Source organism: Helicobacter sp. NHP19-012 (assembly GCF_019703325.1).
Classification (GTDB): Bacteria; Campylobacterota; Campylobacteria; order Campylobacterales; family Helicobacteraceae; genus Helicobacter; species Helicobacter gastrofelis.
Window position 1 is genome coordinate 334,115 of the sequence record NZ_AP024819.1, and the last position, 12,294, is coordinate 346,408.

The 12,294-nt window shown below is 47.2% G+C and carries 16 protein-coding genes; 12 read left to right on the forward strand and 4 right to left on the reverse strand.

The genetic code is table 11. From position 1 onward, the window contains the following. Nucleotides 1–87: 87 nt before the first annotated feature. The 8 genes from K6J74_RS01680 to hemC are packed head-to-tail and all read left to right on the forward strand — an operon-like array spanning nt 88 to nt 6,422. Nucleotides 88–528 carry a Dps family protein gene (locus K6J74_RS01680; protein ID WP_221272193.1) on the forward strand — a complete coding sequence of 147 codons (441 nt, stop codon included), beginning with the start codon at nt 88–90 and terminating at the stop codon, nt 526–528. Continuing rightward, complete coding sequence (locus K6J74_RS01685) at nt 528–818, forward strand: DUF2018 family protein (RefSeq protein ID WP_221272194.1); 291 nt, start codon at nt 528–530, stop codon at nt 816–818. The genes K6J74_RS01680 and K6J74_RS01685 overlap by 1 nt, the downstream gene beginning before the upstream one ends. Continuing rightward, nucleotides 811–1,209 carry a hypothetical protein gene (locus K6J74_RS01690; protein ID WP_221272195.1) on the forward strand — a complete coding sequence of 133 codons (399 nt, stop codon included), beginning with the start codon at nt 811–813 and terminating at the stop codon, nt 1,207–1,209. The genes K6J74_RS01685 and K6J74_RS01690 overlap by 8 nt, the downstream gene beginning before the upstream one ends. Beyond that, on the forward strand, nt 1,209–2,102 hold the full coding sequence (locus K6J74_RS01695) for a polyprenyl synthetase family protein (RefSeq protein WP_221272549.1): 894 nt from the start codon (nt 1,209–1,211) through the stop codon (nt 2,100–2,102). The genes K6J74_RS01690 and K6J74_RS01695 overlap by 1 nt, the downstream gene beginning before the upstream one ends. Before the next feature lie 9 nt (nt 2,103–2,111). Continuing rightward, nucleotides 2,112–3,413 (forward strand): glutamyl-tRNA reductase, encoded by a 1,302-nt coding sequence (gene hemA, locus K6J74_RS01700; protein ID WP_221272196.1) that lies wholly within the window; start codon nt 2,112–2,114, stop codon nt 3,411–3,413. Next, nucleotides 3,413–5,137 (forward strand): proline--tRNA ligase, encoded by a 1,725-nt coding sequence (locus K6J74_RS01705; RefSeq protein ID WP_221272197.1) that lies wholly within the window; start codon nt 3,413–3,415, stop codon nt 5,135–5,137. The genes hemA and K6J74_RS01705 overlap by 1 nt, the downstream gene beginning before the upstream one ends. Then, complete coding sequence (locus tag K6J74_RS01710) at nt 5,137–5,514, forward strand: FxsA family protein (protein WP_221272198.1); 378 nt, start codon at nt 5,137–5,139, stop codon at nt 5,512–5,514. The genes K6J74_RS01705 and K6J74_RS01710 overlap by 1 nt, the downstream gene beginning before the upstream one ends. Beyond that, entirely contained in the window at nt 5,511–6,422 is a 912-nt protein-coding gene (hemC, locus tag K6J74_RS01715) for a hydroxymethylbilane synthase (protein WP_221272199.1), read from the forward strand. The genes K6J74_RS01710 and hemC overlap by 4 nt, the downstream gene beginning before the upstream one ends. On the opposite strand, the gene K6J74_RS01720 is transcribed toward hemC, so the two are convergent. Continuing rightward, nucleotides 6,412–7,071, reverse strand: coding sequence for a potassium channel family protein (locus tag K6J74_RS01720; protein WP_221272200.1), 660 nt, complete (start codon nt 7,069–7,071; stop codon nt 6,412–6,414). The two genes, hemC and K6J74_RS01720, sit on opposite strands and share 11 nt — an antisense overlap. Next, a complete protein-coding gene (locus tag K6J74_RS01725) occupies nt 7,068–8,393 on the reverse strand; it encodes a TrkH family potassium uptake protein (protein ID WP_221272201.1) in 1,326 nt (441 codons plus the stop codon). Before K6J74_RS01725 ends, K6J74_RS01720 begins: the two co-directional genes overlap by 4 nt. A gap of 563 nt (nt 8,394–8,956) precedes the next feature. Between K6J74_RS01725 and K6J74_RS01730 the strand changes: the two genes are divergently transcribed. Genes K6J74_RS01730 through K6J74_RS08965 form a run of 4 tightly spaced genes read left to right on the forward strand, consistent with a single transcriptional unit; the run spans nt 8,957 to nt 9,999 of the window. Beyond that, nucleotides 8,957–9,256, forward strand: a complete 300-nt coding sequence (locus tag K6J74_RS01730) for a hypothetical protein (RefSeq protein WP_221272202.1) — start codon at nt 8,957–8,959, stop codon at nt 9,254–9,256. 23 nt (nt 9,257–9,279) lie between these two features. Continuing rightward, complete coding sequence (locus K6J74_RS01735) at nt 9,280–9,666, forward strand: molecular chaperone DnaJ (protein WP_221272203.1); 387 nt, start codon at nt 9,280–9,282, stop codon at nt 9,664–9,666. Between the two features lie 8 nt (nt 9,667–9,674). Beyond that, nucleotides 9,675–9,866, forward strand: a complete 192-nt coding sequence (locus K6J74_RS01740) for a glycine zipper domain-containing protein (RefSeq protein WP_221272204.1) — start codon at nt 9,675–9,677, stop codon at nt 9,864–9,866. Nucleotides 9,867–9,924: 58 nt separating this feature from the next. After that, nucleotides 9,925–9,999 carry a hypothetical protein gene (locus K6J74_RS08965; RefSeq protein WP_430886786.1) on the forward strand — a complete coding sequence of 25 codons (75 nt, stop codon included), beginning with the start codon at nt 9,925–9,927 and terminating at the stop codon, nt 9,997–9,999. A gap of 99 nt (nt 10,000–10,098) precedes the next feature. Here the strand turns inward: K6J74_RS08965 and lhgO are convergent, their stop codons facing one another. After that, nucleotides 10,099–11,295, reverse strand: coding sequence for an L-2-hydroxyglutarate oxidase (gene lhgO / locus K6J74_RS01745; protein ID WP_260321639.1), 1,197 nt, complete (start codon nt 11,293–11,295; stop codon nt 10,099–10,101). Continuing rightward, nucleotides 11,295–12,254, reverse strand: a complete 960-nt coding sequence (gene glaH, locus K6J74_RS01750) for a glutarate dioxygenase GlaH (protein WP_221272205.1) — start codon at nt 12,252–12,254, stop codon at nt 11,295–11,297. Before glaH ends, lhgO begins: the two co-directional genes overlap by 1 nt. Between the last annotated feature and the right edge of the window lie 40 nt (nt 12,255–12,294).

A 12,294-nucleotide genomic window follows, 5' to 3' on the forward strand; every position in this document is an offset into this window, starting at 1 on the left:
AAAAGTTTGCGTTAACCATTTTTAGGCTAAAATGGGCAGCTAGTTTTTTAAGACTAGTGAGCAAAAAACTATAAAAAAAGGGAGTTTATGAAAACAAAGACACTTGATCTACTAAGACAACTTCAAGCCGACAGCATTGTTTTGTTCATGAAGTTACACAATTTCCATTGGAATGTGAAAGGGCATGACTTCCACGCCGTGCATAAATTCACGCAAGCCGTGTACGAAGAGTTTGCCGACATGTTTGACGATTTGGCCGAAAGGGTGGCCCAACTAGGGCATGTCCCCGTGGTAACCCTTGCCGAGGCGTTGAAAGTCGCCCACATTAAAGAGGAGAGCAAGCACAGTTTCCACTCTAAAGAAGTGTTTGAAGCCGTTTTGCACGACTACGAGCATTTGGAAAAACACTTTACCCAACTCTCGGAATTTGCCGATGAAGCGGGCGATAAAGTCACCGCCGCCTACGCCGACGAACAGCTTGCTAAATTGCAAAAATCTGTATGGATGTTGAAGGCTAGTCTAGCTTAATGCTACAGGATCAAGACCAAGGTTTAGAGGTTTTGGAGGGCGACCCCCTTGAAAAGTGGGGGGAAATCCTACTGCACGCCAGTCCCAAGCGTTCTTTTGAGGAATTGGAGCGGTTTTTAGAGTGGCAGGCTTTAGGCACACTCTTTTTAGAACAAGAAGGCTTGGAGGATAAGTTTGAGGCGTTGTTAAAACAGCTGAGATTTGATCCCAACTTGCAAGAAAAAGTGCACGCTAAAAAGGTGGATTTAGCCATACAATCCATGGCAGCCGTCCTTAGTGGGCATGAATAGGCTTTGGTTCGTGTTGCTCCTAGCCCCTATATTATATGCTAAACCGCTAGATCGCACACTCACGCTTAAAAAAGACGAGGTTTTTAGTGGAAAGTTGCAACTAAATAAATTTAAAAAGCCCCTAAGTTTGCGCTGGACTCTTTTTAAAGATCACGGGTTAGTGGTGCATTTAAAGTTAAACCACTTCCCCTATCAATTCATTTTATACAAGGATTTACAACGCAACACCTTTAGAGCGGATATTTTTAAAGAGAATAGCGCAGAGCAAAAGATCAGCGGCAATTACGAACATCCCTATTTTTTGGTAACCTTTAAAAACTTCAACGACAAAGAGGGGGCGGCGACCTTGAGGGTGAAAGCATCTTCCCAACTTAAATGGATCGAACCTTAATGTTAGAGCGCATACAAGCCAAGATCGAAGCATATTTAGAAGAGGTGGGTAGCCCACAAGTCTTACGCATGGCACAGAACTTAGGCATGGGTAAAATGCTAAGAAGCCGTTTGATTTTAACCATTTGCGCCAAACACCCTAAGCTCGTGGATTTTTGCGCCATCATAGAAATGATCCAAACCGCCTCCCTGCTCCACGATGATGTCATCGACCACGCTGCCACAAGGCGCGGACACGAGTCGCTAAACCACGCCTTTGGCAACACAAACGCCATCATGCTCGGCGACATTTTCTACTCCAAGGCTTTTTGTGCCTTAGCCGACTTTGCCAAACCCATCATAGAGGTGGTCGCCCAAAGCGTGGTGGCCCTCTCTAGGGGCGAAATCAAAGACACCCAAATGGCGCAAGGCTTTAACCCCAGCCAAGATTTTTACATCGACATGGTCGCCGACAAGAGCGCAGCCCTGATTGTGGCAAGCAGTGGGGGGGCAGCCCTTTTAGCGGGCTTGGACTTTAAAAAATACGCCGCCTTTGGGCACAACTTTGGCATCGCCTTTCAAATCATTGACGACTTGCTCGACATCACACAACCTAAAGAGGTGCTGGGTAAGCCTGCTTTTAGTGACTTTAAAGAGGGCAAGAGCACCCTGCCCTATATCCTTTTGCACCAACGCCTAAGCCCCGCAGAGCAGGGCATTTTAAGGGGGTATTTTAAAAGCCCCAAAGAAGAGGCAAAGCTGTGGTGCAGTGAAAAATTTAAAGAACATAACATCATCCAAGCCACTTTGCAAGAGGCCAAAGCCTACACCCAAAAAGCCCTAGAGGCGATTAGGGGCGAGAACAACCAAGCCCTAGAGGCAATGGCTTTGCAGGTTTTGGAAAGACAATTTTAGGGGGCTAGAGTGGATCCGTATTATAGTGTCCTCAGTTTCACGCATAAACGCCTACCCATTGAGTTGCGCGAGCAGTTGGCTTTTAAAGACAACGCCGCCTTGCTGCACTTTTTGCAGGATTTAAAGCACCAACAGCCAAGCCTCAAGGAAATCATCGGGCTTTGCACCTGTAATCGGGTGGAATTTTACTGCTATGGGACGGTGGATTTTAGCGTGGTTTTGCAGGCACTCGCGCACGCCAAGAGCTTACCCCTCACCCTTTTGCAAGAAAAGAGTACGCAATACACCCACACAGAGGCGGTTTATCACAGCTTTAGCGTGGCAAGCAGCCTTGATAGTCTCGTGGTGGGCGAAACGCAAATCACGGGGCAGCTCAAAGAAGCGTATAAGGCGTGTTTTGAGGCTAAACTTTGCGGCAAACATTTAAGCCGTTTGGTGCATTTTGCCTTTAAATGTGCGGGGCGAGTTAGAAGCGTTACCGCCATCTCTGCGCAAGTCGTGTCCATTGCTTCTATGGCGGTCAAGCAAGCCCTAGAGGTGCTGGAGAGCGAGGATTTGCCTAAAAAGGCGGTGGTGGTGGGCGTGGGGCAAATGGGGCAACTTGTGTGTAAGCACCTCATCGCTAAGGGCTTTGAAGTGCTTTTATGCAACCGCCATACTGAAAACGCCCAAAATTTCATAACCACCCTAAACGAGCCCAATATTTGCATTGACAGCCTAGAGAATTTAAAAGAACACATCAACACCCACCCCTTTTGTTTCAGCGCAACCCACTCTCCAAACCCCCTAATCACGCCTGATATGGTGCAACCCACGCCTTTTAGGCGCTTTTGGTTTGATTTAGCTGTGCCAAGAGATATACAAGACCCCAAAGACCCTAATATTTGGCTTTACAGCGTGGACGACTTAAAAGGGGTCATCGCTGACAATTTAGAAAAACGCCAAAGGGACACCGCCAAAGCGCATGCCCTCATCGCCGAGGACACGGCACAATTCTTTGCGTGGCTACAGACCTTAGAGTTAGACCCGCTCATTAAGGGGCTAAGAGAGCTAGCCAAACAAGCCGCCTTAAAAGAACTGAATAAAGCGGTGAAAAAGGGCTACATCCCCCCCGAGCTGCAAGACAATGTCGCCAAAATCCTACACAACGCTTTCAACACCTTTTTACACCAGCCCACCGCCACCCTAAAGAAAAACGCCCACAAGGAAGAGGGCGACATGCTCGGCGAGTCTTTAAAATCCCTTTTCAACTTAGGGGGCGATCCGCTGTTTTTAAACGCCTACCGCTGTGAACACTCTAAAGGACTTTAATGCGCTACTCTAAACTCTTTGCCCCCACTTTAAAAGAACCCCCCAAGGATGCGGTGCTAAAAAGCCATCAATTCTTGGTGCAAGCCGGCTACATCCAGCAAATCGGCAGTGGGGTGTATAGTTTTTTGCCCCTAGCCCAAAGGGTGCTTAAAAAGATTCTCAATGTCATAGATGAGGTCATGCAAGCGCATGGGGCGCAAAGTTGTTTGTTTAACTTTGTAACCCCGGCGACTTTATGGCAAGAGAGCGGGCGCTTTGGCAAGTATGGCAAGGAACTTTTAGCCTTTAAAGACCGCAAGGATAACGACTTTGTGCTCGGCCCCACGCACGAAGAAGTGGCAGTGGAAATCGCCAAAGCCCACATCAAAAGTTATAAACAACTCCCCCTGCACCTCTACCAAATCCACACCAAATTTAGAGATGAAATCCGCCCCCGTTTTGGGCTCATGCGCGCTAGAGAGTTCATCATGAAAGATGGCTACAGTTTCCATATAGATAGCGCCGACCTAGATCGAGAGTTTTTAAACATGCAAGCCGCCTATAATGAAATCTTTGAGTGCTTAGGCTTAAAGGTGCGCGCGGTGGAGGCGGATAGCGGGGCGATTGGGGGCAGCAAGAGTAGGGAGTTTGTGCTCTTAGCTCCCTGTGGGGAGGACACTTTAGTGGCTTGCGCAAGCTGCGCTTATGTGGCAAATGTAGAGGTCGCCAAGAGAGCAAAGAGGGCAGAGCCGGACAATGTCCCACAGGCTGCCTTTGCCAAATTCCCCACCCCCAACACCCCCAACATTGAAGCGGTGAGCGCATATTTAAAAGTAGAACCCTTTTTCATCTTAAAAGCAGTGGTGAAAAAAGTTCTCTTGGAAAATAACGAGAGCCAACTTGCGGTGTTTTTTGTGAGGGGCGATGACAGCCTAGAGGAAACCAAGGCTTTAAATGCGTGTAAAAGCCAAGTGCCCGCTTTAAGTTTAGAGGACATTGAGGGCGCAGAGCTAAAAAAATACGGGCTTTTTGCCGGCTACATCGGTCCCTATGGGCTAAAGCACCTTGTGCCTAACGCCCTTGTGTTCTTTGACACCGACTTAAGCGAGGCAGATAGCCTAGTGTGTGGGGCAAATGAAGAGGGGGCGCACTTTGTGGGTGTGGATTTGTCTAGCTTTAGTGGGTTAGATTACAAGGACATTGCCACAGCCAAAGCGGGGCAGGCGTGCGCTGAGTGCGGGGGTGTTTTAGAACACCACAAGAGCATAGAAGTGGGGCATATTTTTAAACTCGGAGATAAATACTCCAAGAGTTTGGGGGCGCAGTTTTTGGACCAAGAGGGGCGTGCGTGTTGCTTTGAAATGGGTTGCTATGGGATCGGGGTGAGCCGCTTGCTCGCCGCCATTTTAGAACAAAATGCTGATGAAAGGGGCTGTGTGTGGAGTGAAACCACCGCCCCCTTTAAAGTCGTGCTTGTGGTGGCAAACACTAAAGACAACGCATTAAACGCCCTAGGCGAAGAGTTATACACTGCCCTTTTAGACGCTAATGTAGAGGTGTTACTAGATGATAGAGCCGAGCGTTTTGGAGCGAAAATGGCGGATTTTGAGCTGATCGGCTGCTCTTATGCGCTCATTGTGGGCAACAAGGCTAAAGAGGGGGTGTTTGAGCTTGTGAAAAGACAAGGTTTGAGTAAGCTTGAGATGACAAAACAAGAGGTCTTGGACTTCTTTAAGGGTGCGTAATGCCCTTTGTGTTCTTGCTTGGGCTTGGTTACTTGGTCTTTGAAGTTTACTTAGTGGTGCAGGTGGTGGATCGCTTCGGGGTCTTTGCCTTTTTGCTTGAGGTGGCAGCGAGCGCATTGTTAGGGGGCGTGGTGCTTTTAAAAAGTCCGTTTCATAACCTAAGCGAGCTTGTTAGTGAGCGGCTAAACCCCCTATCGTGGGCTGAGGGGGTGTTTTTGCGCTCGGTGGGTGGGGTGTTGCTGCTCTTACCCGGGGTGTTGTGCGACATTTTCGGCTTGCTCTTACTCTTGGTGGCGAGCGTGCGCAAGAAAGAGCCCCCACTTGACCCCGATGGGCCCGAAATCATTGATGTGGAAGTGAGCGATAAGAAAAAATGAAGGAACTTGTGATCGGGAGTCGGGGCAGTCAGCTAGCCTTGTGGCAAGCCCGCCATATACAAACGCAATTAGATAATTTGGGCTTAAAAAGCCGTATTGAGGTCGTCAAAACCAAGGGGGATAAAATCCTAGATGTCCCTTTGGCTAAAATCGGGGGCAAGGGGCTATTTACTAAGGAGTTGGAAGAGCTTTTGTTGGTGGGGGCTTTAGACTTAGCCGTGCACTCGCTTAAGGATGTCCCCGTAGATTTAATCCCACCTTTGAGTCTGGCTTGTGTGAGTAAGCGTGTGGACTCTAGGGATTGCTTTTTAAGTATGCACTACCCCTCTTTAGAGGATTTGCCTTTGGGGGCAAAGGTCGGCACAACTTCCTTGCGCCGTTGCATGCAGCTAAAGAGACTGCGCCCCGATTTAGACACCCTAAGTCTTAGGGGCAATATCCAAACCCGCTTGCAACGCCTGCAAGAGGGGGCATTTGATGCGATCATCTTAGCCTATGCAGGAGTGGAACGCTTACAGATACGCATGCCCTACTGCGTGCCCTTGAGTTTTAAGCAAATGCTCCCGTGCATGGGTCAGGGGGCACTAGGCGTAGAGATGTGTAGCGACCATCCACTCTTTGCCACAATCACACAGCTTAACGACCCTAAAAGTGCACTTTTATGCGGACTAGAGAGAGCATTTATTGCTAGACTTAATGGGGGTTGTCAGGTGCCTTTAGGTGTGCATGCATCCTTAAAGGGGGAGGTCTTAGAAATGCGTGCCATTGTGGGTCTTTTGGACGCAAGTCAAGTTGTTGAGGAGAGGATTGTGGGTAGCATACACGAAGTCGATGAACTCTTACAACTTCTCTTAGAACGCTTTATTGAAAAAGGGGCACTCGACATCCTGACACGAATTAGTCTTTAGGCTTGCTAGCTAAAAGGACATCCACTTCCTTAGCCATGCCAATTAAGAGCAAAATGTCCCCCTCGACTAAGAGCGTGCTCATAGGGATTTGATAATCCCACTGCACTCCGTGCTTGAGTGCCACGACCTTTAAATCCGCCTTAGAAGTGTCTAAGAAGTCTTGCAAGGTTCTTTGGGCGTGCTCGGGGGTGATGAGTAGACGCACAAGGCGCATGTGCGTGGTGATCTCTACGATATCTAAATGGGGGTTTAGACTAAGCCCTCTAACCAGCCTTTTAGCCGCATCTCTCTCGGGGTAAATCACGCGATCTGTGCCGATTTTGGAGAGGATTTTGCCATGGATGAGGGTAGAAGCCTTGGCAATGACCTCTTTAACCCCGCTTTCTTTCAGTGCCATCACGGTTAAAATGGACGCTTCAACATTTTGTCCGATGCTCACTATTGCAATGTCGGCTTCATTAATCCCCGTTTCTTTGAGGGCTATGGTATCTGTGGTGTCTAAAATGAATAAATTATCACACATGCTTTTAAAGACTTTTACCCGCTCTTCGCTCACATCGGCGGCAATGATCTGCTCCCCATTGTCAATCAAACCCCGTGCGACATGTGCCCCAAATTTACCCAAACCTAAAACCGCATAAGTTTTCATAAAACCACCTCTTCCTCGGGATAACGAACATGGTAGGTTTTGCTTTTACCCACTAATGCTATGCTAAAGACCAGCACGCCTACCCGCCCCATAAACATTAAAACCATTAAATACAACTTGCCAAAATCACTAAACCTAGCCACTAAAGAGAGATCGCCCCCATTGCCTGTGCTCGCCCCCACCGTGCCAAACGCCGAACACACTTCAAAGAATAAATGCAAGAAGAACTGGTTTTTACGATCATCTGTGGCGCTCAAAAGCATGGTGGAGGCGGTGATGTAAAACATAGCGATGATGAAAATTAAAAAAGATTTTTTGAGGATACTTTGAGGGATTGTGCGCTTAAAAAGCACGACTTCCTGTCCTTTTAGGGCGTGGTAGGCGTAGGCCAAGAGCAAAGTTAAAGTGGTGATTTTAATCCCCCCCGCTGTGCTCCCTGGTGCTGCCCCAATTACCATGAGCAAGGAGCAAAAAAACAGGCTTTGGTCATGCAAACCGGCTAAATCAATGGTATTGAAGCCCGCTGTGCGTAAATTTACAGAGAGAAAAAACGCCGCCATCACCTTAGAAAAACTGCTCAAATTCCCCATGCTCTTAGGGTTGTCCCACTCAAAGAGCAACACCACAACCATTCCTAGCACAATACAGCCCAAAGTCGCCCACAGCACAATGCGGGTATGTATGCTCAGTCGGGCTTGCTTAGGATAATTGTAGCACTCGCTTAAGACTAAAAAGCCCAAACCGCCTAAGATGATGAGGGTGCAAATGATGAGGTTGATCGGGGTGTTTGTTTGATACTCCACCAAATTAGAGGCAAAAATACTAAAACCGGCGTTGTTAAAAGCAGAGATTGAATGGAACACCCCAGCCCAAAGTGCACGTTTTAGGGGCAAACTCGTGGCAAAACACGCACTCAAAAGCACAGCCCCCACAAACTCAATCGCTAAAGTGAAGAGAAAGATTTTTTTTAAATATAAAATCACGCCTTGCATATTAGGGTAATCTAGCGACTCCTTAAGCATTAAACGGCTCTTAAAGCCCATTTTCTTACCTAAAAGCAAGAACAAAAACCCTGCCAACCCCATGTAACCAAAACCCCCCGCTTGAATGAGCCCCAAAAGCACCGCTTGTCCATAAACACTAAAATCTGTCGCCGGGTTAGCCGTGATGAGTCCCGTTAGACATACAGCGGAAGTGGAGGTAAAAAATAAATCTAAAAAAGCAACGGGCTTTGTATGCATGGGGGCTAAATTTAGCAAAAACGCCCCCACAAGGGCTAAAAGCACATAGCTACCTACAATCATGCCAAAGATTCTATGCAAGTGCACCGCCTATTGCTAGCCATACTGATAAAGGGTGGCTATTATAGCATAGCAGAGCATGGTATGCGATTTATTTCATTTTAAATATCTACGGCTCTCTTGTAGAAATGGTGAATAGTGGAGCTTCAATGCCTCAATATAGCTAACAAAACTAAAAGCCCACGCTAAGCTAGTTCTAGTAGCACTGCTTTAACCCATTTGAAAATGTTATGAGCGGTGGCAATACTTGGTGAATGGTCTAAACAATTTATAGTGAAACTAATGATTATAAAAAGTTCAACAAACTGCTGATTAAGATTATAAAATTGCCAACAACACATAAACAGCACCCTAAGTGCAACTTTTCAGTGTTGTTAACTATGTGATCGCTTTTAGTATGGCTTGCTTAACCAAGTCTAACCTATCTAAATTTTGTTTACAGCAAATGGTGTTTGCTCTTTAGTGTTACAAATATACCTCTTTTTTATGTGTTTAAGCCCATGTTTTTAAAACCCTCTTGACTCTCTCTCTCTCTCTCTCGTTAAAATGCCTTTGTCTTTTAATTTTTTTGGAAAGGAGTTAGTTTGGGAAAGAGGACCTTTAATTACATCACGCATATCCGCAACACGAGTGATCACAGACCTAAGTTTAATAGGTCATGGATAGACTTTTGGAAGGAAGAAGCCGGTCAATCAAGCCCAAAATGTTGCATCTATGGTTGTCCCAATAAAGCCGATCGAGGTGCGCATGTGTATTTGGATGAAGAGCGCAGTTGGTGGATTGTGCCCGTGTGTTCTGAGTGTAATCCCCCAGATAACAGCTCTTGGGATGTTAAGGCGAACACCATAGCCGTAGAGGCTAGGGGTTCAGGTCAGTGGGCATAAAATTTTAAAACAAAGGAGCAAACATGTTTATCCAAGATTTAAGCGTAGAGCAACAACAAGTGTTCTTGTTTTTGGCAAGAAAGGTCATTGAAGCCGATGGGGTGTTGCACGAATTGCAACTAGGGGCTTTAGATGTGATTAAAAAACAATGTGAATATGGCATTAGTGAAAAGGAAGTGCCCGTAAACACTTTAGGGCAGATCTTCACCACAAACCACGCCAAACACGCCACGCTGTTAGAGTTGGTCTCTGTGGCTTTAGCCGATAGCCGTTGGCATGACAATGAGAGAGACACCATTTACTCTTATGCTAAAGAGATGGGTGTTCCCACCCACAAAGTGGATCAATTCAAAGACTGGGTGGTGAAAAACTTCATGCTTTATCAAGAAGCGGTCAAGATGTTGGATTAGGAGGAGAGATGGCAAAGCTCAATATCAATCAAATTGAAAAAATGGCTAGTGTCGCAAGCAGTGGTAACCCCATGCTCACGGGAGCGGCAACGGGGGCAGTGTTGGGCTCTATGATCCCCATTGTAGGCACGACCATAGGCGCAGGGGTAGGGGCTGCTTTAGGTGGCTTGATGGCTTTAGGCAAGAAGAAAGAAGGATAACAGAATGGGTGTTGAAGATGCTTTAAGTGGTGCAGTGACTGGAGCAATGTTAGGTTCTATGATTCCCGTTGTTGGCACAACCATAGGTGCAGGTGTGGGGGCTATCTTGGGAGCATTTGGGGGAAACAAGTAGTCCTCCCAAAAAACCCCTTGTTTTATCAAGGGGGGTTGGTCTTTTGCAAGAGATGTAAAAATACAAGAAAGAAGCAAGGGGATGATCTGCTTTTACCCCCTACCTCATCACCCCCTCTAGTTGCTCTAAAATATGTTTGCCAATGGGGATAGCTGAAGTGGCGGCCGGGCTTGGGGCGTTGCAGACATTGACACTTCTAGCGCTATTGCAAAATAAAAAGTCCTCAATGAGTTCCCCTAACTCGCTCACCGCTTGGGCGCGCACACCCGCAGGGTGGGGGTTTAAATCCTCTAGCCTTAGGCTCGGGCAATACTTTTGCACCAAGCCCAAATAACTTTTTTTACAAAGAGAGTTTTTAAACTCCGCCAAACCGGGTTTTAAATACTTGGCAACGACCTTTCTCACCCCTTTATGCATAAACATTTCCTTTAAGTCGTGCAAGCTTATATCTGTCTTTAAATACCCCTCCCGTTTGAGTGCCAACACAGCATTAGGCCCCACCGTAACGCTCCCATCGATCATTCTTGTCAAATGCACCCCCAAAAAGGGCATGCTAGGGTCGGGAATGGGGTAGATTAAATGCTTGACAATTTGGTTGTGTTTGGGGGCTAGTTTAAAATACTCCCCCCTAAAGGGGCAAATGGTGAAACTTGGCTTTAGCCCCAGCATTTGGACCATGCGATCGCTCTGCAAGCCGGCACAAGAGATTAAATAATTTGCCTCATAAACGGCGTTTTTAGTGCGCAGTTGCACCCCCCTAGCGTGTTCTGTGAGTGCCACCACCTCAGCATTGTAGGCAATTTCTCCGCCTTGCTCTTTAAAACGCCTCGCCATCGCTAGGGTAACTTCTTTATAGCTCACAATGGCACTTGTGGGAAAGAAGATCCCCCCAAGACCTGTAATGTTTGGTTCTAGTTCTTTGAGTTCTTTGGCGTCTAAACGGGTGCGCTTTAATCCGTTCTCTTTAGTGCGCTCCAAGAGTTCTTGCATGCGTTGCATTTCTAGGGCGTTGCTGGCAACTAAGAGCTTGCCGCACTCCTCGTATTTAATCCCGTTTTCTTGGCAAAAGGCTTTGGTCGCCTTGTTGCCCTCATAGCAAAAGCGTGCTTTTAAACTGCCCGGGGTGTAATAGACCCCTGCGTGGATCACCCCACTATTGCGCCCCGTTTGGTGCAGTGCGCTCTGTGCTTCCTTTTCTAAAAGCAAGACCTTAAAATCGGGGTATTTGGCTACAAGTTGCATCGCCACCGAGTGGCCCAAAATCCCCCCTCCAATGATGGCGCAATCGTAGATCATTAAAAGTTTTTGAAGTCTTTATAGCGGCTAAAGGGGTTGGTGGTGAAAGAAAAATACCCCCTTTGGCGCATGAGCTCTCGCCTTAGGTCGGGGTGGGGCTGGAATTTGTCCCGCCCGTGTAGCCAGAATAAATTGTTGATGAGCAAGAATTGCCCCACAGGCACAGGAAAGGAGAGCTTGGCTTTGGAGCTTTCTAGCGAGTCGCTAAGGTCTGCCAAATAAATGCCCTCCTCGTAGTCTTTGGGCTGGGCGAATTGATCGATGTAGAGCATCACGGGGTTAGCGTGGTTGTCGGCTTCAAACACGGGGTGGTAGACATCGCAAGTCACATTTTTGCTTGGCGGGGCAGACCAGCGCATGACTTTTTTAGCCAACGGGTGGTGGTAGAATTTTGCCAAGTCCTCCCAATCATCTAAGTGTAAGAGTTGCGAGTCGCCCCCTTGCATGTGCTGTTCGTCAATTTTATACATCAGCACATAGTCGGTAACCTCATTGACAAAAGTCCCGTCATTATGCAGTTCTAGGGGCTTTTGGGGTTGGCGTAGATAGCTATCCGAGTTATCCGTGTTCACCACCGCCCAGCGGGCGTAAAACTGCCCGGTCATTTGATCGAAGTTTGAGCGCCCGATTAGGTGCACAAACGCCGTAGCGATTTTCACCATGTCATCGCCTTGCTTGGCGGAGTTTATGCCCTCTGGATTTACCAAGAGTGCGCCGGTTTTGCGATCGCTCAAGGCTTGTTCTAAAAAGGGTTTGAGCTTTTGGTTACAAAGTTTGTCTAAAATTTGGGCGCATTTAAAGCGCAAAAAGGATTTATACTCTAGGGCTTGCACGGGGCAATGCTCCAACTCTTTTAAAAAGCTTGCGATGGTGTCTTGGCTAAAGGTTACTTGCAAGAGCCGCTTAGAGTAAGGGGTGGGTTCTACGCTAAAAGCCTTGGTTGTGGATTTGTAAGCCATGTTTTCTCCTTTATCTTAAAGATAAAATGCGTGTAGAATT

Excerpts from the sequence above, each read along its gene's own strand:
- K6J74_RS01685 (WP_221272194.1), top strand. The coding sequence starts at position 528 with ATGCTACAGGATCAAGACCAAGGTTTAGAGGTTTTGGAGGGCGACCCC.
- K6J74_RS01680 (WP_221272193.1), top strand. The coding sequence starts at position 88 with ATGAAAACAAAGACACTTGATCTACTAAGACAACTTCAAGCCGACAGC.
- K6J74_RS01720 (WP_221272200.1), bottom strand. The coding sequence starts at position 7,071 with ATGAAAACTTATGCGGTTTTAGGTTTGGGTAAATTTGGGGCACATGTC.
- lhgO (WP_260321639.1), bottom strand. The coding sequence starts at position 11,295 with ATGATCTACGATTGCGCCATCATTGGAGGGGGGATTTTGGGCCACTCG.
- K6J74_RS01695 (WP_221272549.1), top strand. The coding sequence starts at position 1,209 with ATGTTAGAGCGCATACAAGCCAAGATCGAAGCATATTTAGAAGAGGTG.
- hemC (WP_221272199.1), top strand. The coding sequence starts at position 5,511 with ATGAAGGAACTTGTGATCGGGAGTCGGGGCAGTCAGCTAGCCTTGTGG.
- K6J74_RS01710 (WP_221272198.1), top strand. The coding sequence starts at position 5,137 with ATGCCCTTTGTGTTCTTGCTTGGGCTTGGTTACTTGGTCTTTGAAGTT.
- K6J74_RS01690 (WP_221272195.1), top strand. The coding sequence starts at position 811 with ATGAATAGGCTTTGGTTCGTGTTGCTCCTAGCCCCTATATTATATGCT.
- K6J74_RS01740 (WP_221272204.1), top strand. The coding sequence starts at position 9,675 with ATGGCAAAGCTCAATATCAATCAAATTGAAAAAATGGCTAGTGTCGCA.
- K6J74_RS01735 (WP_221272203.1), top strand. The coding sequence starts at position 9,280 with ATGTTTATCCAAGATTTAAGCGTAGAGCAACAACAAGTGTTCTTGTTT.
- K6J74_RS01705 (WP_221272197.1), top strand. The coding sequence starts at position 3,413 with ATGCGCTACTCTAAACTCTTTGCCCCCACTTTAAAAGAACCCCCCAAG.
- glaH (WP_221272205.1), bottom strand. The coding sequence starts at position 12,254 with ATGGCTTACAAATCCACAACCAAGGCTTTTAGCGTAGAACCCACCCCT.